Here is a 22,520-nt window from a genome sequence, read left to right on the forward strand (position 1 = left end):
GCGGCATAGCTTCGCTTAGAGCGAGTCCGCGTATCGCTAAAGCGAAAGCTCCGCTAACGCGCAGCGTCTCGTAGAGAGCGTCATTTTGAATTTTGAATTTTGAATTGTTATCTATAGTGCCTTTTTCGCCCGTTTTAACTCTTTCCAAAGTACATGAATTTGTTGGTAAGCTTCTTCTGGAGAAATCTTCCCCCCAGTTTGTAGACTACAAATGTAGTTTACTCTTTGCGAAAATTCTTGAAGACTTGCATTGAAAACCAAATATTCTGGTTTAAATTGACCATAATAGGGACTACGAGGATAGAGGAAATCACATAAATCAGACAGGAAATCAGAGTTGGTATTCATAGGAATTCAAGAGAAATTAGATTGAAAATTTCAGTTTTCAAGCATCTGATAATTACGCAATTCCAAATATATTGATATATTTCAAAGGTTTTCAATCATACTGTAATCATCCTCTTTCAATTTTCCAGGTTCTCCCCTTCTGACAAGCATTACAAGCAGCCGTTTTAGGTTCAAAATCAATACAACCAATAGCCTGATCAGAACAAGCTCTAGTTGGATTAACAGTACATTTCAGACGGTAGTCATTAGTGAAATACTCACAATTATGACAAGGCACTTGATGTAACTTCCACAAAAAACTTATCCCTGTTTGGAGAGTTGTCCAAATACTCCAAAGCAATAAAATCATGATTGCCCAAGCGGATAAGGCACAAATAATTGTAGTCATTCCGATTGATACTCCACTGTAAATTTTAAGAAATTGCCTACAGTTAACTGCTTTTAACCGCAGGCAATAAGGAACTTGAGATGAGTGATATTAGAAGGAAATATTACGCGCCCTCCAGGCGTGCCAAACATAACCTAAGAATGCTAATATCCCTAGAAAAAATTGAATGTTTGCCATACCTAAACGTTCTGTACCGTAAAGTTCAGGTGGAAAAACAGTAGTGTTATATCCTACAAAACTCGCAGAAATCCAAGCCATCAAAGCTAAACCAAGCAAGCTGTAAGACAGAATTTCTTCACCATTTTCTATTGGTAAAATTCGTCTGACCCAAGCAAAGGGTTGTACGATAATATGCCATACACCCCCCACAATTAGAATGCAACCAATCCAAATATGACCACCGATGACATCTTCTAGATTGTCAACACTGGCTATTCCTAAAGGAGTCCAGTGGTTATCTTTAAACCCAACTAAGTAGCTAAAAATTGTCATTGGGTTGAGAGTGGGCGTAGTTATCAGGCGCACATCTCCTAAATGAGTGTCATAAATGCCGCCGAAAAACATAGCTTTTAGCACTAGTAAGAATGCACCTAAACCCAGAATAATTAGGTGATGTCCTAAAATTAAACTCAATTGTTTAGGGTCATTCCATTCATAGTGAAATTTAGCTACTCTACCACCGGCATTATATAAAATTGCCGGAGCGCGAAAAACATGAAATAACCCACCTGCACCCAACACAGCAGATGCAACTAAATGCAAAACACCAATAACAAAATAGGGATAAGTATCAACTACTTGACCACCTGCACCGACACCCCAACCTAAATTTGCTAAGTGCGGTAATAAAATCAAGCTCTGTTGATAAATTGGTACATCAGGAACAAAGCGAATAACTTCTGATATGGTAGTTGTCCCTACCCAAAACATAATCAAGCCTGCATGGGCAATATGTGCGCCTAATAATTGGCCTGACAAATCAGTTAAACGAGCATTACCAACCAACCAAGGTAATTCTGTATTGGCTGCAAAAGTTCTATCAGTAGAAATTGCCACAGTTATACAATTTGAGATTTTAGATTTTCAAGTCAGCCCCAAGGAAAGGCTATGTAATACGAAGTCTCTCTAGAAAAGTGCTGAGTTAGCGAATCAGATAGTGGGCAATACCAACTCAGCACTCATTACTCAGCACTCATTACTCAACACTCAGCACTCAACACTCAGCACTCAGCACTCATTACTCAGCACTGCTAATCGTATTTAATGACCTTTCGATTTGTCTAAAGTCAACACCAATGGCTCGTAGCGCGTGCCAGAGATGACCTTGGAGGAAGAAGAAAGCTAAGAAGAAGTGGGCATTAGCTAACCATGCTCTAGCACTGTAGCCGCCATTAGCTAACTTGACTGTATCGGCAAAATAGGGAGTTACACCTAATTTGAGTTCTAAGGGCGCACCATAGAATTCCACGGGATAAGCTAAGGTATTGACCGCACAGAAATAAGCTGCAACAAACCCAGCTAAGGCAATACCACCCAAAGAGTAGGAAAGAATCGCTTCACCTGAAAAGATTAAGAGCTTTTTCGCCCAAGGTAAAGGCTCTTTGACGATGTGCCAAATACCGCCACCAATCAGGATTAAACCCACATAGATATGACCACCAATCAAATCCTCTAGATTGTTAACAGTGGCAAAGTGAGTTTGATAGCCATAGATAACAAAGGGGTTGAGGGTAGGGTTTGTGACTAGTCTGACATCGTGAATTGTCGAGTCGTATAGTCCTCCCCAAAACATAGCTTTTCCTACTAGCAATAAGGCAGCTATGCCTAGAAAAAGGAGGTGATGCCCTAAAATTAAACCTAGCTGTTTGGAATCATCCCATTCAAAGTGAAATTTACGAGCAAAACCAGCACTGTTTTTTAAGTTGCGTGGCCCTTTAAAGGTATGAAAGAGCGCACCTGCTCCGAGGACGGCAGAAGAGATTAAATGTAAAGCTCCAATCACGAAGTAAGGGTAAGTATCTACTACTTGACCACCTGCACCGACACCAAAACCTAAAGTAGCTAAATGGGGTAACAAGATTAGTCCTTGGTCGCCCATCGGGATATCAGGGTTGTAGCGAGAGATTTCAAACCATGTAAATGCACCTGCCCAAAGAGTTGTCAGTGCGGCTTGTGCTACGTGTGCGCCGATAAATAAGCCAGAGAGGTCGGCGAAGCGGGCATTACCAACCCACCAATCAAATTTGACGTTGGGATTATCGTATGTCTGCATTGGTTAGCTCGTTTATATTTGTTGATAGAAATACTCAAGTAATGGCTCATTAACTTCAACGGGTAAAAGTTGTGAACAAAAGCCAATAGTTCAAATAATTGAAGTTAACTTGCCAACATTGGTGATTACAAATCTACTCTATTGAAAATAATTCTTAATTACACCTACTTTTAACAAAACTTAATAATTATAAATAAGGATGAATTTTGCAGCAAAAAATAGACGACGATAACTAATTTTGTCGCTGTTAAAAAGTTACATAAAAATTAACCACCTTTGGGGGTTTAAGTAAAGAGCCTCTATAGGCAGCGCGTTTTATGTGGGGGTCTAAATCCCTGGACGCTTGCGGACTCGCTACCGCTACGCTAATACAAAACGTAATTGCGAATTGCGAATTGGTTTAATAGGGGTGTAGATGCGCCCCTAAAAAATACTTGTTAATTTGTCGAATTTTGGTGAACTAATTGAGCTTTGGGTATTGATTTTAGATGATATGGTTGCCAAAAGCTCAACAGTTCCTCGCCGACTTGTTGAGGATAGAAGTAGTGAAAAAAATGATGCCCTTTGGGACACTCCCAGAGATTATCTTCAGCCTTAAACCCTTTCAACCAGTCTTTTAATACTTGTGAATTTACAATGGGATCATTCTTGCTACCACATACCATCATCGGCATAGAAACCCCACCTTTAGGTAACTTAGTCAACTTAAAAAGAGAATGTAATAGGGGAGATTGTTCTAAATCTCTATCTAAGACTGCCATTAACTTTTTAGTAGTATTATGTGGTTGCTCACCAAAGAGATGACGAACACTACTAGCTAACACCTGCTCACGACTCATACTAAATGCTTGTCTTTGCAGATAATAGTGGACGTGCCAAGTATTTGCAGGTTGAGAGGCCACAGCCAATAGAGATAGCGATCGCACTTTTTCAGGATACCACCGCGCCAAAGTTAAAGCGATCGCACCACCCGCACCATGACCAGCTAAATGCACCGGCTGAGAATACTGTGATAAATATTCCTCTAGCAAACCCACAGCCTCATCTATCGAGCCACCTTCATCCTTACCATGACGATATTCCCACTGAGCTACATTCACATATTGCGATATATATTGGAGCAATGGTTTATCAAAACGCTGTAATACAGAACTAGAACTGATCCAAAGAACATCAATATCATCAGACATAAAAACTCTAAAACCTCAGAAATTAAGCAGATTTAAAAACCACAAATACATACAGATTGCTTTCAAACTTAGCGTTCCTCCGCGTAAACCTCAGCGACACTTTGCGTTTAAAAACAAAATTATCTGTGTGTATCTGTGGTTAATCATCAGGTACAAAAAACGTTAATGGCTCAAACTACAAACCAAACTCTCTTTTCAACTGAGACACCCAAGCCTTTATCCGTTCATCGGTCAAATCAGATTGATTATCCTCATCAATAGCCAAGCCGACAAACTTGCCATTTCTTAAAGCCTTAGAATCGTTAAAATCATACCCCTCAGTAGGCCAATAGCCGACAGTTTTACCACCGCGTTGGGAAATCTTTTCTTCCAGAATGCCAATTGCATCTTGAAAATTATCTGCATAGCCCATCTGGTCGCCAGTACCAAAATAGGCAACCATCTTACCATTAAAATCTATGTCATCTAGTTCTGGAAAAAAGCCTTCCCAATCACTTTGGAGTTCACCAATATTCCAAGTAGGACAGCCAACAATCACATATTGATACTCCTCAAAATCAGCAGCTTCCGCTTGGGACATATCATGTAATGTCACACCATCACCAAACTCATCCCGAATAATTTCTGCTACAGATTCAGTTTTACCAGTTTGAGTACCGTAGAATAAACCAATTTTTTTCGACATTTTTACACCTTATATTGAGAAAAACAAACTGCTATTGGTTAATAGCAAATAAGCAAACAATGCTCCGCCACAACTTCCTACAGTCCAGCCAGCATTGAACTCGCTCCAAGACTTAGCTGTTTTCAGATTCTCTGGTAGCTCCCCTTGCGGAGATTGGCCTTTTTTGAACCATGCACCGCCATAAAGCCACAGACAAACCGATAAAATCAGCAACAGAGCAAAAGTTGCAAGTAGTCCGGCTGGGTTTGCCAACTCTGTATTCCGCAAGGGGCCTAATTTCACGAAGGGGCCGAGTAGGAAGTAACCATGAGCCATCCCAATTTCTAACCCTCGTGAAAAAGCGGACAAACCTGGACGGTAAATAGGAAGACCACCCAACAACTTCAGCGTCAAATCAGAAGTATTGATTGGGGTTTGGAGATTCCCTAGTTCTGGTGCATCCAGATAATTGACTACGCCCTCCTGAAAATTCAATCCAGCCGCTAGGACACGCACTCTTACAGCGTGCCATATATGTCCAGAGAGCAACACAATTGCCAAAGCAAAATGACTAGTTGCTAACCAAGTCCGAACTGAAATCACTCCTGAAGCAGTAACACTCAATCCCAAAGGGCCATAAAACTCTGTGGGATAAACGGTATCGTTGACTGTCACAAAATATGCTGCCAACAAACCCATGTATGCCAAAACAGCGAGACTGTAAGATAAGTAAGCCTCACCTGACCAAAACAGTACATTTTTCGCCCAAACAAAAGGTTGGGTGAAGATATGCCAAAATCCGCCGCCAATACAGAGGATACCTACCCAGATATGACCGCCTACAACATCTTCTAAGTTATTGACGGCGGCCATTCCCTGATTACCAAATGCACCAAAGAGATAGCCAAATATCCGCCCAGGATTCAGTGTTGGTTCTGTAATTACTCTGACAGATGCTACTGTCGGATCATAAAGACCACCCCAAAATAAGGCTTTTGCTACCAACAACCAAGCACCTAAACCTAACAACAATAGGTGAATGCCAATGATAGTGGTCATTTTGTCTTCATCTTCCCAGTCGTAGCCAAAGAAACCAGGAAAGTTTTTATTGTCCGCCAATACTTCCGGCCCTAGAAGGGCATGATAAATGCCACCAGCACCAAGTACGGCTGAACTGATCAAATGTAATACACCAATCACAAAATAGGGATAGGGATCAATAATTTGTCCACCATCACCAACACCAAATCCTAGAGTCGCTAAATGAGGTAGTAAGATTAACCCTTGTTCGTATATGGGTCGGGAAGAGTCGTATTTGGTGATTTCAAATAGGGTCATAGCCCCAGCCCAAAGCACAATTAACCCAGCATGGGCAATATGCGCTCCCAACAGCCGACCCGACAGATTAATAAACCTGGCGTTACCTGCCCACCATCCATATTGTTGGGGGGTGATTGTTGCCGTAGTCATAGTTAAATTACCTCCCCACGAGTTGGGCGTAAAACTTTCCCGGCGCGGAAATCAAAACCCGCAGCTCGTAAAGCGTGCCAGAGATGCCCTTGCAAGAAGAAAAAGCCTAGCCAAAAGTGAGCATTTGCTAGCCAAACACGAGAGGATAATAAGTCTCCATCTTGGAAGTAGGGGAAGCGGTCAAACCCAATACTCAAAGCTGGCCCAAAAAACTCTACAGGGTAAGCCAGAGTATTAATAGAAACAAAATAAGCCGCTATCAAACTCATGAAGCTTAATGCTCCCAAGCTGTAAGAAAGGTATGCTTCTCCTGACCAGACAAAGAGGCTTTTTACAAACGCTGAAGGCTCAGTTGTCATGTGCCAGATACCCCCTGCTATGCAAAGAATACTCACCCAAATATGGCCGCCTACTAAGTCTTCTAGATTATTGACTCCGGCAATCCAATACTTGTTACCACCAACTAAATAACTAAAAATAGCTGCAAAGTTCCAAGTAGGATGAGAAATAACTCGCACTTCCCCAATATTAGAATCGTATAAACCACCGAAGAAGACAGCTTTGGCAACCAGTAAGCCAGCACCTAGACCTAATAAAACTAGGTGAATACCTAAGATAGTCGTCATTTTATTGGCATCTTGCCAACGGTAGCTAAAGAAAGCAAATCGCTCTTCTAAGATGGCGGGGCCGCGTAGAGCATGAAATATCCCTCCCAAACCGAGGAAGGCAGAGCTAATCAAGTGCAGTACCCCAATGACAAAGTAGGGATAAGTATCTATCACTTGACCCCCACTACCCACACCCAAACCCAGGGTTGCTAAGTGGGGTAACAGAATTAAGCCTTGCTCATACATTGGTTGCGAGGTTTGAAAACGAGCGAGTTCAAACAAGGTGGTTGCACCTGCCCACAGTACAATTAAACCCGCATGAGCAACATGAGCGCCTAACAGTCGCCCTGAAAGATTCGTTAGCCGGGCGTTCCCTGACCACCAGGGAATCGACTCCGGGGTTTGCACAGCCATGCTCGTCATGTTGTCATTTCCTGGAATTGTTGGAAATATTTGTGATCTTTCTCCAGCTTATTGAGATAGTTATTCAATAAGTGTTGGAAACATCCTACCAGATTTATTGAGATAAATTTTCACTTATTTATAATTAATTTTTGTAAAAGCCAAAGTTAGATCATGGCTAATGCCGATATTAAGGGTTTTTTAGCGATATTATAGAGAATAAATTTTGTATCTATGGCTAGCTGACTATAAAATAGCTTATAATTATTGCTATTAAGATTAAGTTAAAGTAGCAGTTCTGATGGCATACTTGTACTACCAAGCGTAAATAAAGCTACCATTTCAAATCAACAGCATACTTACGATATATTTATTTTGACTTTTGCCGTTATCTGGGAAAGCTAACGCGAAACCTAAACACCTAACCCCCTTCCCGACATATCCGCCAACGGCGACTTTATAAATTATGACCGTAGTCAAATGTCTAGCCACTAACAAGCGTACCCATGAACAAAACAACGGAGAACGGATTCAGTTCTGGTATGAGTTATGAAGATTGGTTTAACTTAGGAAAATCTGATGCTTGGGCTGGAAAACCCAAAGTCCCACCAGAACAAAATTCTCAAGCTGCTAGTATGTACGACCTAGGTTACAGCGAGGGAGAAATTACACATCCGCCAACTCAAACAAGAAAAATAAACCAGTAAGCAGAAATCATTAATCGCTAAACCACAAGGTTAGCAAGAGAAAATCTCAAACCTCTTCCTTCTTTGCTGTCCCCTGCTTAGGAATTTGCTTTACTTTTCAAAACTTAAAAATCAGTGAGCGATGACTCAAAAGATATCAGAAAAATCTCATATGTTTCGTTAGCCCTTGAATCCAGATAGATGAAAGCTTTAATCGGAATTATCAGGAGCAAAATAAGTAAAGTTTAGTTGCATTAACTACCACACTAATCTATAAGTGCTAATTTATTAATAGAAGCTACAAAGCTTCCCTGGCAGATTTAACAGCTAGATTCTAATTAGTATAAGAGGTAAAAAACGCTGTTTAATCTCATATCTGTCTCGTTAAAAACCGACAACACCCAACGCGAACGTTAATATTTCCTCAAATTCCGAAAATGAGGGCAATGTAACTGCTTTTTATTACTTAGTTTGAAGTGATAAATCTGATTACATCCCTAGCTAAAATGACCCAGGAGAGGAAATAGTTATAACTAGTAGAAGGTTGGGTGTTGTTGTTATAATTCGTAATTCGTAATTCGTAATTCGTAATTCGTAATTCGTAATTCGTAATTCGTAATGGGCTAACGCCCCGCTCCGCTAACGTAATTCGTAATTAAGAGGCTGTTTGAAAAGTTTTGTCAGGTATCATTTGTCATTCTGAGTGGAGCTTTGCGGAAGGAAGAATCCGCGTTTTCACCGTTATACTGGGATGCTTCCTTCGTCAGCATGACATAAAAGGGGACTTTTCAAACAACCTCTAAGAAATTAACAATAAGTAAGTGGGTAAGGAATATTTAATATATATATGAAGAAATATAAACTGTCCGTAGTAGGCTAACGCACCTAAGATTGTTGGCGGTGCGTTGCGCTGTGCTACAACACACCCTACACTTAATTTTTCCTTATTTTTAGAGTTAGCTTTTCTTGAGGGAAGTGAGAAGAATAGAGAGAATTTTTTTGACAGATGCTCGACACCGTGTAAAATTATACGCAATGAAATAAACATAGACATTTAAGATAGCGTTTTATGTCCATTATTGCGCTCAGAGCATGGTATATCCAGGATTATGAGCCGATTTCAGAACTGGAAAAACGTCCACCAGACATTCGCCTCAGTAAAAAAAGCCTACTGAGATCGGCGTTGCGTGCAGATTTTTTAGAAGATAGTGACGAAGTTAAACAATCTACTTGGTTTAACCGCTATCTAGAGGGAGAAAACATAGAATTTTATGTTGAAGGTAGTGGTGGCTATTGTGTCGCTAACATTGACTTGATTAGCCATGAAATTTATTTCACCAAACAGACGCTATTAGCGCAGTTAGAACCAACGATTTTTTTCTCCTATCAAATTGAGTATGCCGCAGCTAGTGATGCGCTCAAAGAGGGATTGCGGAAAAGTTTAGAAACTTTAAATTTGCGATCGCGCCTCCCCCTGACACTAGTAGAATCATATCGCCCTAGGAATGCACCAATCCGGCTCAACCGCACAGTAATGCGAAAAATCCGCAGAAGTTTGTTATTTATTGCCGACACTACACCAATTGCTAGCATGGATGGTGAAGAAACTCAGCAATTAATTCCTAGTTCTAATGTGTGTGTAGAAGTTGGCTATGCGATTCAAAGCAAGCGTTCTGAACAAATCTTGCTAGCACAGATGCAACGATCAGATATGGAAGGACAATTTCCTTTTGATTTACCTACCCAGCAAATTGTACAATTTCAAGATATTGACGAACTGAATACAATCCTTACCAAGTCAATTGAAACTCAACTGGCAAGATTTAAGTTGTTTTTTTGAATAATTGCACAGGCTTGTTTTGCAGTTCCGTCGCAATTAGTTTCACCCGTTCGACTACATCAATCATGTATTTATAATCGGGTAGCTGTCCATTCGGGACATAACCGACTTCTTGCGCTAAAACACCAGGAAACTCACTCATCACTTTGCGGATGTATTCCTGGCGATTGCGTTCTACAGTAGGACTAATTAAAACTACCCCAGGAGGGACGTAATGAGGATCTGTGTAAAGGACACGCAAGTCTGTTTGGCTTAATTGGGAACTGTAGAGATTCAATTCTGCCATTGAAATCGCACCAGCCGCAGCTTTCCCTTGCACTACCCATTCTAGAAGCGTTTTAGGCGTAGGCGCAAACAAGATTTCTGCTAGTGTTAATCCGTAAAGATTGTAAAGTGGTAAATAATATCCTGTAGCTGAACCCGGTTGACCTAAAGCCACGGTTTTACCCTGTAACTGCGTTAAATCGCTGATGGGATTATCTTTACGAACCACGAAAATTGAGCGTAAATTACTCAACCCCAGCAAAGGAAAAATCGGGACGTATTGAGAACGAGCGATCGCCCTTGCGGCTAACCCTGGAGGTGCAAATATCAAAGACCAAGCTTGAGCCTCCAAACGCTCAATAGCCTTATTTTCATTAAAAGTAGGCTCTAGTTGAATGCTGGATTTAGTTTTCTCTGCTAAGTAACGATTGAACTTTGCATATTGGTTAATTATTTCCGCTCCTCCATCATAATCAATCACACCAATGGTTAACTGACCTTGAGAAGTTGGTGCTGATGAGCATCTAGCAACTGTAAACCCTAGTAAATTTAAAAGAAATAAACGCCGTGAAAATCGCCACACCATCACTATTTATGTTTAAATAATTTGTTGTTAGAACTGCTTAGAGATTAAGCCTGGTTAAAATCATACCTAAGTTATGAACCAGAAAAATTTTAACATTTGTTTACTTGAATTAGTTAAATTATCATCGGCAACCTGATAAAATATGTTATCATTCTAAAGCTTTTATATTAAAATTGACATGATAAAAAGAGACTCTATAAAGCAGACAAAATAGGATAGAAATCTCTATCCACATAGCTCCTGATTGATTCAAAATATCACGATTTAAGATAATTAATTATAAATCATGTTAAATAACTTAAAAATAGGTACTAAATTCAACTTACTTTTAATATTAGTTTTCATCGCCAGCATTTGCGTCAGTGGTGCGATCTTATCCAGCGTGTTACAACGAAGAGCGCAAAACGAAGTCAGTTCTCAAGCACTGCTTTTAATGAAGACGATGAATTCCGTGAGAACTTATACACAAAATAGAATAAATCCTTTATTAGCTCCTCAACTAGAAACAGCAACAGCATTTATCCCAGAAACAGTACCAGCTTTTTCTGCCACAGAAGTCTTTGAAAATTTTCGCCAAACTGAAGGAAATGAAAATTTTCTTTATAAAGAAGCCACACTCAATCCTACTAATTTGAGAGATAAAGCCGATAGTTTTGAAACTCAACTTGTAGAGCGTTTTCGTAGAGAATCCAAGATTAAAGAAATTGTCGGCTTTCGTTCATTACCTCAAGGCGACGTATTTTATATTGCGCGTCCCCTAGGAATTACACAACAGACTTGTCTACGATGTCATTCCACACCAGAATTAGCTCCTAAAAGCCAATTGATAACCTATGGTACAAAAAATGGTTTTGGCTGGAAACTAAATGAAATTGTTGCGGCTCAAATCATTTCTGTCCCCTCCAAAGAGATTTTTAATCATGCCCAAGGTAGCTGGTCGTTGATTATGGGATTGTTAATTGCTATCTTTACTATAGTTCTGCTTATAATTAACTTTTTAATCAAAAAAACTGTTATTCAGCGAATTAAAAATATAGAAAGAATTGCTCAAAGAGTTAGCACTGGCGATATGACTGCTGATTTTGATGAAGCGTCAAAAGATGAAATTGGTGGTTTAGCAGCAGCATTCAATCGGATGAAATCTAGCTTGAAAATAGCGATGGATATGCTTAATAGTCATTAGCATTATCCCCAATCCCCAGTCCCCAGTCCCCAAGAGTTATTTAATTAATTTTGACTTTTGACTTCCGCGTAGCGGTACGTCCCTATTTTCCAGAAAGTAACCGTTGCTGGAATTGGGAAGCTTTTTGAGGGTCTGGAATGCTAGCGGCTAAAATTTTCACGAATTCTGTCCGCGAGATTGAGACACCGGCAGATTTGATCGCTTTTTGAACTAGAAACACACCCATTGGGCCGATTAAATCAACCAATTCTCGCTCACATTCACGGAGAAAATTTTCGCTAATTGTTGAGTTGATTGTGGGGGGAGTGATATTTGGGATGCTTGGAGATGTCTGAGATGAATTGTTTGGTTGAGGACTAGTAGATTCTTCTAGTAACAGCGACATTGCTTTTTGTCGAAACTTAGCGCGTTGATTTTCTGTTAGGTGTAGAGACAAATTATCTATGAGGTCTTGGTAACTGGGTGCTGATGCGGCCAGTCGTAATAATGTCTTAGCTACAGGGCCAACTAATTCTAGCAGCATCTTCTCCAGGCGATCGCTCTTTTCTGGCGACAAAATAGAACCAGTTTGATTACTAACAGCCTGTTGTTGAGATGATGTACTTGGAATCTGTAATGTCAAAATTGATGGTGTCTGAGTTAATTGAGTTTCAGCTTCAGGATGAAAATTCTGCTGAAGTGCTTCTAAAACCTCGGTTGCAGACTGATAACGCTGTTTAAAGTGGTTTACCACCATTTTTGATATCACAGATGCTAACACAGGAGTTACTGTTGCCCGATATTGCCAGAGAATTTCTCCTGTGTGGGGGTCTTCCTCAAATTCCCTGGGGTGCAGTCCTGTGAGTGCTTGAATACAAAGAACACCCAAAGAATAAATATCACTGTTGGCGTGGGGTTTCCCTCGTCCTTGTTCTATAGACATATATCCTGGCGTACCAATAGCCACAGTCATCTCTGTTTGACCAGGAGCTGTAATCATCCGTGTGTGGACTTGTTTAACCGCGCCAAAATCAATCAGCACTAATTTACCATCATGTAAACGTCTGATGATATTTTCCGGCTTAATATCTCGATGGATGACGTTATAACTATGAATAAATTTCAGGATATTTAATATCTGCTGCAACAGGAAGATAACTTTGTCTTCCGTCCATCTTTGACCAGATACAATTTCAGCTTTGAGACAATTTCCCTCAATATACTCCTGCACCAAAAAGAACTCTTGCTTTTCTTCAAAATATGCCAAAAGCCGAGGAATTTGCTCATGATGACCGAGTTGTTCTAGAGTTTCTGCTTCACTAGTGAATAACCTTCTGGCAGTTTCCAGAAATTCAGGGTTATGAGTGACAGGCCGAAAGTGCTTGACAACACATCTAGGATTACCTGGACGTTGGGTGTCTAGCGCAATATAAGTTTGACCGAATCCTCCTCCCCCTAAGATTTGGAGGACTTGATAACGACTAGCTAGTAAGTTTCCTAACATTTTATGACTTGTCTAAGTCCTCACCTTCATATTGACATAATCACCAATGTACGGAGAAATTATTCAGAAAACCTATACGACTGCAATTCTTTGCTGTCAAAAATTCCTGGGAACTGGTGAAAGTATTGACCGTCTAGAGGGAAAGGGAAAGTGAAGAGTGAGTTATCAATAGATGACTCTCCCGAAAAGCTGCTGTTGCTCCCGTATGCTTACCCTTTTCATTCTGGGGTATCGTGGTTAACAATAGGTTGAACATTTTTCATAAAGATTCAATCTTATGGCTAGAACCCCAAATGAATACTCAGTCTACCTCTTACTAGAAAGTGGTCATCGAGAAGAAGTCAGGTTTCCTACTATTCAAGAATTTCAAAAATGGTATAGTGGCGAACTTGTACCTAAGTCTGCTTCTAATGATTTTATCAGCGTACCAATCAAAAATATTCAAGGGGAGTATATGGTCTTGCGTCCATCCCGGATTGTGGCAATTCGGGTAGAACCAGTGTTTAGTTCTAGTGTTGAAAGATTTAACTAATGATGAGAAAAACCCTTGCTTTGCTTTCCTTGAGTCTGGGAATTGCCTTTATAAATCCAATTGCTGTGGCGCAGGTAATCATTAATGTACCACCACCCAACTTTCCTAATCCTGAGTTACAACCACCAGTCAAGCCAAGCACTCCTGAGATTGAGCAACCCCTTAAACTAGTACAGGTCGGTAATTGTACTGCCCAAAATACTTGCTTGGGTTGGGATGAGCAAATTTTTGGTAGCAGGGGTAAACCAGGCGATCGCCAAGCACTGTTAACATCAATTGATCACAGCCTGCGTTATCTAAACACGAATACGGCACAACGTATATATCAACATTATCCCGTCCAGGGTATTACCCTAGATCGTGTGCGTCGAAGTTTGCTGCGGTTTCGTCAACTAGTTGTCAATTCTAAATCTACAGCCCAACTACAAGCGGCAGTCAAAAGAGAGTTTGCTTTTTACCAGTCTGTAGGTAATGATGGCCGGGGTACTGTTAAGTTTACCTCCTATTACCAGCCTGTTTATAATGCCAGTCGTGTCAGGACTTCAGCATATAAGTATCCTCTTTACCGACTACCGCCTGATTTTAACAAATGGAATAAACCCCACCCCACACGCCTGCAATTGGAAGGTAAAAATGGGTTACTGGGGAATAAAAGCAAGCTGCGCGGTTTAGAATTGCTATGGTTTCGCGATCGCTTCGAGGCCTACATGATACATATTCAAGGTTCTGCCCAAATTCAGTTAACTGATGGTACAAGAACTTCTATCGGCTATGCAGGCGCAACCGATTATCCTTGGACGAGTATCGGGGGAGAATTAGCCAAAGATGGTAAATTGCCATTATCAGGCTTGACAATGCCCAAAATGATCAGTTTTTTCAAAGCACAACCCCAGGAATTAAATAACTATCTACCACGCTGGGAACGATTTATTTTCTTCCAGGAAGCGAAGGGTAGACCAGCTACAGGCAGTATAAATGTACCAGTAACTGCCGAACGTTCCATTGCTACAGACAAATCTTTAATGCCTCCAGGCGCACTAGCATTAGTTCAGACTTCACTACCTTATCCGGTTGCTGGTGGGAAGCTAGAGTATCGTCGAGTTAGCCGTTTTGTGCTGGATCAAGATACAGGTAGTGCCATCAGAGGCCCAGGCAGAGTAGATTATTTTATGGGAACTGGTAAACTAGCAGGCGATCGCGCCGGTGTTACAGGCGGCAATGGATCATTATATTATTTACTGCTGAAATAATTGGGCAATTCAATTTTAGATTTTAGATTTTGGATTGGGTTTCCATCTAAAATCCAAAATCTAAAACCCCCAATCCCCAATCCCTAGTACGGCGGATAACCGAAATCATCCTCATCAGGATAAACATAAGAACTAGAAACAGCAGCCACTGCCATTTTTGGCGTTTCTGTTCTCACTGGTTCTTTAGCAAAATCTTTGTGATCTTCAAAGGCTTTACAAATAATTGCTGATTCTGGTGAATCTGAAGCAATCAAATAATTAGTTAAAGTTCCCACTGTAGGATGTTCATAATCCACAGTGGAAGCTACCAAAACAGTATTTGGTTCAATCCCTCTTTCTTCGCACTCAATAATCGGACAAAAGATTCCGTGAGCATGGAATAAAGAACCTTTCGGCGTAATTGGCTGCTTACGGAATAAAGCATAAGCCCTTTCTAATTCCGCCACAAAACCGCTCACAACTTTACCCTGTTGAAAATCACAATAAGTTTTACTAAAACTCGCTCCTGCTGCACCATTGAGAGTTAATTGCAGTGGAGATTCATGTAAAAAGTTTTTATCTTCACCTACTAAGAAAATCAGGTAACGAGTGAAGGTTTTAAACTTTAATTTATCTGCTAAAAAGGCATCATAATTATCTTTTAGTGTCCCTAGTTTTATGCCAGTTTCTCTATCTTTAACAGACAAAGGCCCTCGACGCACTATTACTATGCGGGGAGTAGCCGTCATAAAAACGGTTTCCACCCCAGAACTAAATTCGTGTTCTACTTGCTGCCAATTATCATCAGGCTGAAAACCCACAGCCTGGGCGTTATCTACTTTAATAGCTAAACCGTGGGATTGCACTCCATCAGCACCATACCGAGGATTGATCATCTGACACCAGGGGATGACTTGAGAAGGCGGTGCATTAAATTTTTCATCCTCAAAGTCGAACTTAGCAGATGCTTTCATCGTTTTAGGCACGGTGGTACTTTACTATACAAGTTTATCAGTAATTTGCTGATGAGCAAACAGGCGTACTGTTTTTCCAGATTAAAGCAGAATCAATCTTTGTTGCAATCCCTGTTTCCTTTTTTAACAACAGCAATGCCCACCCTACAAAAAAATGGATAGGTGCAAGATGTCTTAACAATTCAAAATTCAAAATTAAAGACAGTTGGAGTCGGGGATTTAAACCCCAACTCAACTGATACTACGTGTAGACGTAGGGGTCTTAAACCCTTGAATTTACGATTAAAGGCGATCGCAAAATCGCAAAATCATCAAAGTTTGACGGGGTGTCTTTTGACAAAGTAGCAAATATCGCTTAAATTCCCCCATAAAATTAAGCCCAATGCCCATTCACTAATGACTATTAACTCAGCACTCTCCTTCAGTACCCATTACCACATATGCTAGATTTATCACTCATCACTATTCTGGGGTTTCTGGGTAGCTTTGGGCATTGCTTCGGGATGTGCGGGCCGCTAACGGTGGCGTTTTCCCTGTCTAGCCACCAGTCAAATTCACAGCAAAACTCTTCAACAGGGGTATTAACTTTAGAAAAACCCTCTAATACTTGGCAGCAGCAATTAACATTCCATGTTTTATTAAATCTAGGGCGAATGTTAAGTTATGGCTTAGTTGGTGCTGGGATTGGGGCTTTAGGTTCGGTACTTTTACAAGGTGGACAGTTCGCTGGCGTGGGTAGCGACTTCCGCCGTGTGATGGCAATCATTACTGGCGTGATGCTGATTTGGTTTGGTTTAGGGCAAATTACACCCAACTTACTCCCCCATATTCCCCTCCTGCATCCTTTCTTAAAAGGTGGCTTACATAATCGGCTGAGTTCCGCAATGATGCAGCTATCTTTACAACGGCGATGGTGGACACCGATAACTTTGGGCATGACTTGGGGTTTAATGCCTTGTGGTTTTTTGTATGCAGCCCAAATTAAAGCGGCGGAGACTGGTAGTTTATGGCTGGGTATGGCAACTATGTTGGCCTTTGGCTTAGGCACAATGCCTACCATGCTGGGTGTCGGTGTATCTACTGCCTTGATAAGTCAAGATAGGCGAAGTCAGTTATTTCGTTTAGGTGGTTGGGTAACACTGACTATTGGTGCAATTACTTTGCTGCGGACTGGTGACACAATGTCAGATTATACCGGACACGCGGCGTTATTCTGTCTGATACTGGCGTTAATTGCTCGCCCCATTAGTAAATTGTGGGCATCTCCTTTACGCTATCGTCGCGCTTTGGGAGTGGGGGCTTTTGTTTTAGCTGTGGTGCATACCAGCCACATGATTGAACATTCCTTACAATGGAATTTGGCTGCCTTTTGGTTTTTACCCCCAGAGTTTCAACTAGGGATGGGGGCAGGTGCTGTAGGATTAGTATTAATGACCCCCGCCGCACTCACAAGTTGGGAATCATGGCAGAAATCTTGGGGTAAAAACTGGCGACGAATTCATTTATTGAGTGTACCGGCTTTGCTTCTGAGTGTTATTCATGCGGTGTTGATTGGTTCTCATTACTTGGGTTCTTTACAATTGACTTGGGGGAATAAACTAGCAACGCTGCTATTGGGACTGATTAGTCTGGGCGTATTGCTAGTTAGAACGAGATTTTTTTGGTCAAAGTTAACTGTAGAAAAGTTTTATGTCCCTCCAAGCAAATCACGGTAAAGCTATCACCTATGTTTCTGTTTTGAGTTGCTTAATGTTGGGGTTCACTAACGTTCATCCGGCTTTAGCCCACAAGGTAGAAGTCGCAGGAGATGTTGGTGCGACACTCCACATTGAACCGAATGATACACCTCGTGCTGGAGAAACTGCACAAGCTTGGTTTGCCTTGACGCGCAAAGGTGGTAAAGCCATTCCTCTAGCACAATGTAATTGTCAATTAGCGGTTTACGCCGAACCCCACCCCCCCGGAGAACCGGCACTGCTAGAGCCATCTTTAGAACCAGTCAACGCCGAACGCTTTCAAGGCATCCCAGGCGCAGATATTACCTTCCCCAAACCGGGAATTTATCAGCTACAGCTAACAGGAAAGCCCAAATCTGGGGCAACTTTCCAACCATTTGAGTTTAACTTTAATGTGACTGTGGCGGTGGGTGCTGGTGATACAAGGAAACAGGTACAAAGCCAGCAAGCAATCAATGATCCTGTCGTCGAGAATAAATTATCATCATTTCCAGTATGGGCGATCGCTATCCCAGCTTTAACAGTCGGCGGTATATTATTTATTTTTCTGCAAAAGAAGAAAGGGAGTAGGGAGTAGTAAACCAATTCGCAATTCGCAATTCGCAATTCGCAATTCGCAATGGGCTAACGCCCCGCTCCGCTAACGCAACGATGCTCCCGTCCCGCTCCAACAGCACCGGCTAAACGCCGCGCTACCGCTAACAGCACTCAGCACTCAGCACTCATTTATGTCTTTTCAAGTGCCATTGCCAGGCGTGGGTGACAATATCTTGAATATCTGGATATTGAGGATGCCAGCCGAGAATTTTTCGGGCTTTTTCGCCGCTACCAATTAAACTGGGGGGATCTCCGGGGCGGCGATCGCATTCTGTAACTGGTATATTCGATCCTGTCACCTGGGCGGCGGCTGCAATGACTTCTCTGACTGAAAAACCTTGACCATTACCTAAATTAAAAAATTCGCTATCGCCACCTTTTAATAAATATTCCAATCCTAAAATGTGGGCATCTGCCAAGTCACTGACATGAATATAGTCCCGAATACAAGTCCCATCGGGGGTGGGGTAATCTGTGCCAAAAATTGAGATAGATTCGCGTTTACCTAAAGCTGTCATCAGTACCAAAGGAATGAGATGGGTTTCAGGGTTGTGATCTTCACCTAATAAGCCTTCAGGATGTGCGCCAGCTGCATTAAAATAACGAAAACGGACTGATTTTAAACCATAAGCTACATCAAAATCAGATAAAATCCTCTCTACCATTAATTTAGTAGCACCGTAGGGATTGATGGGATTTTGGGGGTGGTTTTCGGGAATCGGCACAACATCTGGGACACCATAGGTGGCACAAGTGGAAGAAAAGACAAAATTCTTAATAGATGCCGCCAGCATTGCTTCTAAGAGAACCAGCGTACCCAAAACGTTGTTACGGTAGTATTTAGCGGGGTCTGTCACTGATTCGCCGACATAAGCATAGGCAGAAAAGTGCATGACGGCGGCAAAATTATGGGTTTTAAATAAATCATCTAACAGAGCGCGATCGCTAGTATCCCCGACAATCAACTCAACCTGCAAAACCTTCTCCACCAAGTCACGATGCCCATAAACCAGGTTATCGAGTATCACCACGTCATAACCTGCTTGCTTGAGAGCTAAGACGGTATGTGAACCGATGTACCCTGCTCCCCCTGTTACTAAAATGCTGGGCTTTCCAGGTGACATAGTTTTTCCTTTTGAGTTACAACTACTCAATTAATTTAACTAATTCACTGGTGTATCACATTCCTAATCAGGAAAATTATAAATATTAGACGCAGTGTCAAAAAATTGCACTAAAATCACTACGACGGTAGTCTTTGGTGTGAGGGTTGGGATATTTTAAGTCAAATTACAGATGACGATAAAATGAATCCACTTTATGAAACCTCTAGGCTCACCGCAAAAGGAGATTTGAGTGTAAATCTATGTTTGAACTTTTAAGCCGGGTACTGCTGTGGTTATTGATTGGTACTATCGCTTACACTGTGTTTCAGAAATTTTATCCTTCAGGAACTTTTGTTGGGCGATTAGTTTTTGTGATCTTGATGATTGTGATCGCCTTGTCATTTGTCAATCCCAATGAACCAGCTGTAGCATCTTTGTGGAGGCTAGTATCATTTCCCCTGAAACCCTTGGGAGCTTCAGTTTTGATGCTAATTGTGGCAGCGCAGAAAATCAAGGGGGGTGGAATTGAGAAACCTGGAGGGTATTTAATTGGTTGGTCACTGACAATTTTACTTTTATCCAGTACACCAGCGATCGCCTACTTTTTGATCAGAGCGCCCTTAGCCGCCGAAGGGGCAATGATTCCCACCTATCCATCATCTCAATCTGAAACACTCGTAGCCTTGGGGACACCAACCAACCCCACACAAGTTACAGATATACTGGGGGATGCTATCTTGCCCAATATGGCAATCAATCAGACAACCTTAGCTTTCAACTACTGGGAAACCAAAATCCCCCCTTACCTGTTGCAGAATCCTCAACAGATTAGAGAACGAGGCTTGCGACTAGAAGACTTTGTACCCAGTGCAGAAACACTGCAACTCACAACCCAAGTTTGGGAAAGTTATCTTACTCAGGTTTACACTTTCTTACGTGGTCGTCGGGCTTAAAGTTAGAAATCAAAAGGCAAAAGGCAAAAGATACTATATATACTTAGGCCTGTCCCCCGTCACCTGTCACCTGTCACCTATCACCTGTCCCCCTTCCCCCTTCCATGCAACAATCTCGACGAATTGCTAAACTTGGTGCTTACCTACGTCCCCATTGGCGAGATGCCACGTTGGGTATTTTGGCTTTGTTGTCTGTCAATGGATTAGGTGTTTATATTCCTTGGTTGATTCGTGGTTGTGTTGACCAACTTGCCAACAATGTGATCTGGCAAGAAATACTACGTTATGTAGTTGTGATTATTTTACTCAGTGCTGCCATGTGGCTGATCCGCATGGCTTCGCGGTTGTGGATATTTGGTGTGGGACGGCAAGTAGAATTTGATCTCAAACAAAGGATTTTTGAGCATTTACTCAATCTAGAGCCTGCTTATTTTGCCACTAATACGATTGGTGACTTAATTAGCAGGGCTACCAGTGATGTAGATAATGTCAGAAGGTTGTTAGGATTTGCGGTGTTAAGTTTAGCTAATACGGTGTTTGCTTATACCTTAACACTGCCAGTCATGCTAGCAATTAACGTCAATCTCACCTTGGCGGCGATCGCAGTTTATCCTTTGATGTTTGTGTTAGTGCATTTATTTAGCAATCGCTTACGCCAGCAACAAGCCCAAGTCCAAGAAAATATTTCTGACATCAGTGAGCTAATCCAAGAAGACATGAGTGGTATAGCTTTAATTAAAATCTATGCCCAAGAAGAAAACGAGCGTCGAGCTTTTGCCCAAAAAAACCAACAGTTATTGGGGGCTAACTTGGGACTAGCGAAAATCCGCAATACCTTGTTTCCCCTGATTGGTGGTTTAGCTGGTTTGAGTTCACTGGTAATTATTTGGTTGGGGACAAGGCAGATTACGGCGGGAAACTTGGCTGTTGGTGACTTTTTGGCATTGCTAATCTATGTTGAGCGGTTAGTGTTCCCGACGGCACTTTTGGGCTTCACCATTACCGCCTACCAACGGGGGGAAGTCAGTATAGACCGTCTGGAAGCTATACTCAGCGTGAAACCAAAAATTAAAGATATTGATGACGCTGTGCAGATGGCTTTAGCAGAAGTCAAAGGGGAACTAACAGCTAAAAATCTCAGTTTTACTTATGCTGGTGCTGCTAAACCAGCGTTAGATCATGTCAATTTTACCATTGCCCCTGGAGAGACAGTAGCAATTGTTGGTGCGATCGGTTCGGGTAAGTCAACTTTAGCCAATGCCTTGCCTAGATTGTTAGATATTGCACCAGGACAGTTATTTTTAGATGGGGTGGATATCACCCAGATAGCATTGGCAGATTTGCGTCATGCGATCGCCTACGTTCCTCAAGATAGCTTTTTATTTAGCACTACCATCAGAAATAATATCCGCTACGGCGACCCCAGCAGCGATCAACAATATGTTGAGTCTGTGGCTAAGTCATCACAAATTCACCCAGAAATCATCAATTTTCCCCAGCAGTACGAAACTATAGTTGGGGAACGGGGTATTACTCTTTCTGGTGGTCAAAGACAACGCACAGCTTTAGCTAGAGCCATGCTAGTCAATGCGCCCATTTTAATCTTAGATGATGCCCTCTCCAGTGTGGATAATCAAACGGCTACCCAAATTCTCAATAATCTTGCTAGTGGGAAGACACGCAAAACAGTAGTCTTTATCACACACCAACTATCGGCGGCGGCGGCGGCTGACCGTATTTTGGTCATGGATAAAGGCCAAATTGTGCAAGAGGGCAATCACTTAAAGCTATTGCAGGAAAATGGTTTGTACAGAAAGCTGTGGAGTCAGCATCAAGTAGAAGAATTGTTACGTTAATAAGTGTTGTGGCGGGGTCTAAATACCCGTTACAAAACGTAATTACGTAAAGCCTACGGCATAGCTGCGCTTAGAGCGTAGCGGGACGGGAGCATCGTTACGTTAGCGGAGCGGGGCGTTAGCCCATTACGAATTACGAATTACGAATTACGA

21 protein-coding genes are annotated in these 22,520 nt (G+C 41.6%); 9 read left to right on the forward strand and 12 right to left on the reverse strand.

The annotated features are described in order from the left end of the window. Positions 1 to 111: 111 nt before the first annotated feature. From L6494_RS11000 to L6494_RS11035, 8 genes are all read right to left on the reverse strand, one after another. The gene (locus L6494_RS11000) at positions 112 to 348 is read right to left on the reverse strand and encodes a DUF7219 family protein (RefSeq protein ID WP_190709779.1); all 237 of its coding nucleotides are present in this window, start codon (positions 346 to 348) and stop codon (positions 112 to 114) included. Between the two features lie 106 nt (positions 349 to 454). Further along, complete coding sequence (locus tag L6494_RS11005) at positions 455 to 736, reverse strand: hypothetical protein (RefSeq protein WP_237994726.1); 282 nt, start codon at positions 734 to 736, stop codon at positions 455 to 457. 90 nt (positions 737 to 826) lie between these two features. Further along, positions 827 to 1,792: a chlorophyll a/b binding light-harvesting protein gene (locus tag L6494_RS11010; RefSeq protein ID WP_237994728.1), complete on the reverse strand. Its 966-nt coding sequence runs from the start codon at positions 1,790 to 1,792 to the stop codon at positions 827 to 829. A gap of 181 nt (positions 1,793 to 1,973) precedes the next feature. Beyond that, a complete protein-coding gene (locus L6494_RS11015; RefSeq protein WP_237994730.1) occupies positions 1,974 to 3,008 on the reverse strand; it encodes a chlorophyll a/b binding light-harvesting protein in 1,035 nt (344 codons plus the stop codon). 437 nt (positions 3,009 to 3,445) lie between these two features. Beyond that, positions 3,446 to 4,198, reverse strand: coding sequence for an alpha/beta fold hydrolase (locus L6494_RS11020; RefSeq protein ID WP_237994732.1), 753 nt, complete (start codon positions 4,196 to 4,198; stop codon positions 3,446 to 3,448). Between the two features lie 175 nt (positions 4,199 to 4,373). Then, complete coding sequence (gene fldA / locus L6494_RS11025; RefSeq protein ID WP_237994734.1) at positions 4,374 to 4,883, reverse strand: flavodoxin FldA; 510 nt, start codon at positions 4,881 to 4,883, stop codon at positions 4,374 to 4,376. Between the two features lie 9 nt (positions 4,884 to 4,892). Further along, entirely contained in the window at positions 4,893 to 6,332 is a 1,440-nt protein-coding gene (locus L6494_RS11030; protein ID WP_237994736.1) for a chlorophyll a/b binding light-harvesting protein, read from the reverse strand. 2 nt (positions 6,333 to 6,334) lie between these two features. Further along, positions 6,335 to 7,354, reverse strand: coding sequence for a chlorophyll a/b binding light-harvesting protein (locus tag L6494_RS11035; RefSeq protein ID WP_237995966.1), 1,020 nt, complete (start codon positions 7,352 to 7,354; stop codon positions 6,335 to 6,337). 494 nt (positions 7,355 to 7,848) lie between these two features. Between L6494_RS11035 and L6494_RS11040 the strand changes: the two genes are divergently transcribed. Continuing rightward, positions 7,849 to 8,049: a hypothetical protein gene (locus L6494_RS11040; protein WP_237994739.1), complete on the forward strand. Its 201-nt coding sequence runs from the start codon at positions 7,849 to 7,851 to the stop codon at positions 8,047 to 8,049. A 1,048-nt stretch (positions 8,050 to 9,097) separates the two neighbouring features. Next, positions 9,098 to 9,868 (forward strand): hypothetical protein, encoded by a 771-nt coding sequence (locus L6494_RS11045; protein ID WP_237994741.1) that lies wholly within the window; start codon positions 9,098 to 9,100, stop codon positions 9,866 to 9,868. Here L6494_RS11045 and L6494_RS11050 read toward each other — a convergent pair. Beyond that, on the reverse strand, positions 9,852 to 10,718 hold the full coding sequence (locus L6494_RS11050) for a phosphate/phosphite/phosphonate ABC transporter substrate-binding protein (protein ID WP_237994743.1): 867 nt from the start codon (positions 10,716 to 10,718) through the stop codon (positions 9,852 to 9,854). The genes L6494_RS11045 and L6494_RS11050 overlap by 17 nt on opposite strands. 286 nt (positions 10,719 to 11,004) lie before the next feature. On the opposite strand from L6494_RS11050, the gene L6494_RS11055 reads away from it, so the two are divergent. Then, a complete protein-coding gene (locus tag L6494_RS11055) occupies positions 11,005 to 11,901 on the forward strand; it encodes a c-type heme family protein (RefSeq protein WP_237994745.1) in 897 nt (298 codons plus the stop codon). An 82-nt stretch (positions 11,902 to 11,983) separates the two neighbouring features. Here L6494_RS11055 and L6494_RS11060 read toward each other — a convergent pair whose 3' ends face one another. Further along, the gene (locus tag L6494_RS11060) at positions 11,984 to 13,384 is read right to left on the reverse strand and encodes a serine/threonine-protein kinase (protein WP_237994748.1); all 1,401 of its coding nucleotides are present in this window, start codon (positions 13,382 to 13,384) and stop codon (positions 11,984 to 11,986) included. A gap of 277 nt (positions 13,385 to 13,661) precedes the next feature. Between L6494_RS11060 and L6494_RS11065 the strand changes: the two genes are divergently transcribed. Together L6494_RS11065 and mltA are read left to right on the forward strand one after the other, a co-directional pair. Next, on the forward strand, positions 13,662 to 13,916 hold the full coding sequence (locus tag L6494_RS11065; protein ID WP_237994750.1) for a hypothetical protein: 255 nt from the start codon (positions 13,662 to 13,664) through the stop codon (positions 13,914 to 13,916). Next, a complete protein-coding gene (mltA, locus tag L6494_RS11070; protein WP_237994752.1) occupies positions 13,916 to 15,166 on the forward strand; it encodes a murein transglycosylase A in 1,251 nt (416 codons plus the stop codon). The genes L6494_RS11065 and mltA overlap by 1 nt, the downstream gene beginning before the upstream one ends. A gap of 83 nt (positions 15,167 to 15,249) precedes the next feature. Here mltA and L6494_RS11075 read toward each other — a convergent pair whose 3' ends face one another. Beyond that, entirely contained in the window at positions 15,250 to 16,119 is an 870-nt protein-coding gene (locus L6494_RS11075; RefSeq protein WP_237995968.1) for a DUF5895 domain-containing protein, read from the reverse strand. A gap of 440 nt (positions 16,120 to 16,559) precedes the next feature. Here L6494_RS11075 and L6494_RS11080 point away from each other — a divergent pair, with 440 nt between their 5' ends. Both L6494_RS11080 and L6494_RS11085 read left to right on the forward strand, forming a co-directional pair. After that, positions 16,560 to 17,834, forward strand: coding sequence for an urease accessory protein UreH domain-containing protein (locus tag L6494_RS11080; RefSeq protein ID WP_237994754.1), 1,275 nt, complete (start codon positions 16,560 to 16,562; stop codon positions 17,832 to 17,834). Beyond that, the gene (locus L6494_RS11085; protein WP_237994756.1) at positions 17,809 to 18,432 is read left to right on the forward strand and encodes a hypothetical protein; all 624 of its coding nucleotides are present in this window, start codon (positions 17,809 to 17,811) and stop codon (positions 18,430 to 18,432) included. The genes L6494_RS11080 and L6494_RS11085 overlap by 26 nt, the downstream gene beginning before the upstream one ends. A 145-nt stretch (positions 18,433 to 18,577) precedes the next feature. Here L6494_RS11085 and galE read toward each other — a convergent pair whose 3' ends face one another. After that, positions 18,578 to 19,576 (reverse strand): UDP-glucose 4-epimerase GalE, encoded by a 999-nt coding sequence (gene galE / locus L6494_RS11090; protein ID WP_237994758.1) that lies wholly within the window; start codon positions 19,574 to 19,576, stop codon positions 18,578 to 18,580. Positions 19,577 to 19,818: 242 nt separating this feature from the next. On the opposite strand from galE, the gene L6494_RS11095 reads away from it, so the two are divergent. Both L6494_RS11095 and L6494_RS11100 read left to right on the forward strand, forming a co-directional pair. After that, entirely contained in the window at positions 19,819 to 20,511 is a 693-nt protein-coding gene (locus L6494_RS11095) for a hypothetical protein (RefSeq protein WP_237994760.1), read from the forward strand. 104 nt (positions 20,512 to 20,615) lie between these two features. Further along, a complete protein-coding gene (locus tag L6494_RS11100) occupies positions 20,616 to 22,367 on the forward strand; it encodes an ABC transporter ATP-binding protein (RefSeq protein WP_237994762.1) in 1,752 nt (583 codons plus the stop codon). Positions 22,368 to 22,520: the final 153 nt, after the last annotated feature.

The organism is Nostoc sp. UHCC 0870, from assembly GCF_022063185.1.
Lineage (GTDB): Bacteria > Cyanobacteriota > Cyanobacteriia > Cyanobacteriales > Nostocaceae > Trichormus.

Bases quoted from the DNA above. Each gene is read 5' to 3' on its own strand.
- L6494_RS11040 (WP_237994739.1), top strand. From the start codon at position 7,849: ATGAACAAAACAACGGAGAACGGATTCAGTTCTGGTATGAGTTATGAA.
- L6494_RS11030 (WP_237994736.1), bottom strand. From the start codon at position 6,332: ATGACTACGGCAACAATCACCCCCCAACAATATGGATGGTGGGCAGGT.
- L6494_RS11075 (WP_237995968.1), bottom strand. From the start codon at position 16,119: ATGAAAGCATCTGCTAAGTTCGACTTTGAGGATGAAAAATTTAATGCA.
- L6494_RS11060 (WP_237994748.1), bottom strand. From the start codon at position 13,384: ATGTTAGGAAACTTACTAGCTAGTCGTTATCAAGTCCTCCAAATCTTA.
- L6494_RS11050 (WP_237994743.1), bottom strand. From the start codon at position 10,718: ATGGTGTGGCGATTTTCACGGCGTTTATTTCTTTTAAATTTACTAGGG.
- L6494_RS11065 (WP_237994750.1), top strand. From the start codon at position 13,662: ATGGCTAGAACCCCAAATGAATACTCAGTCTACCTCTTACTAGAAAGT.
- L6494_RS11020 (WP_237994732.1), bottom strand. From the start codon at position 4,198: ATGTCTGATGATATTGATGTTCTTTGGATCAGTTCTAGTTCTGTATTA.
- L6494_RS11015 (WP_237994730.1), bottom strand. From the start codon at position 3,008: ATGCAGACATACGATAATCCCAACGTCAAATTTGATTGGTGGGTTGGT.
- L6494_RS11045 (WP_237994741.1), top strand. From the start codon at position 9,098: ATGTCCATTATTGCGCTCAGAGCATGGTATATCCAGGATTATGAGCCG.
- fldA (WP_237994734.1), bottom strand. From the start codon at position 4,883: ATGTCGAAAAAAATTGGTTTATTCTACGGTACTCAAACTGGTAAAACT.
- L6494_RS11100 (WP_237994762.1), top strand. From the start codon at position 20,616: ATGCAACAATCTCGACGAATTGCTAAACTTGGTGCTTACCTACGTCCC.
- L6494_RS11095 (WP_237994760.1), top strand. From the start codon at position 19,819: ATGTTTGAACTTTTAAGCCGGGTACTGCTGTGGTTATTGATTGGTACT.
- L6494_RS11000 (WP_190709779.1), bottom strand. From the start codon at position 348: ATGAATACCAACTCTGATTTCCTGTCTGATTTATGTGATTTCCTCTAT.
- L6494_RS11055 (WP_237994745.1), top strand. From the start codon at position 11,005: ATGTTAAATAACTTAAAAATAGGTACTAAATTCAACTTACTTTTAATA.
- L6494_RS11080 (WP_237994754.1), top strand. From the start codon at position 16,560: ATGCTAGATTTATCACTCATCACTATTCTGGGGTTTCTGGGTAGCTTT.
- L6494_RS11035 (WP_237995966.1), bottom strand. From the start codon at position 7,354: ATGGCTGTGCAAACCCCGGAGTCGATTCCCTGGTGGTCAGGGAACGCC.
- galE (WP_237994758.1), bottom strand. From the start codon at position 19,576: ATGTCACCTGGAAAGCCCAGCATTTTAGTAACAGGGGGAGCAGGGTAC.
- L6494_RS11005 (WP_237994726.1), bottom strand. From the start codon at position 736: ATGACTACAATTATTTGTGCCTTATCCGCTTGGGCAATCATGATTTTA.
- L6494_RS11085 (WP_237994756.1), top strand. From the start codon at position 17,809: ATGTCCCTCCAAGCAAATCACGGTAAAGCTATCACCTATGTTTCTGTT.
- mltA (WP_237994752.1), top strand. From the start codon at position 13,916: ATGATGAGAAAAACCCTTGCTTTGCTTTCCTTGAGTCTGGGAATTGCC.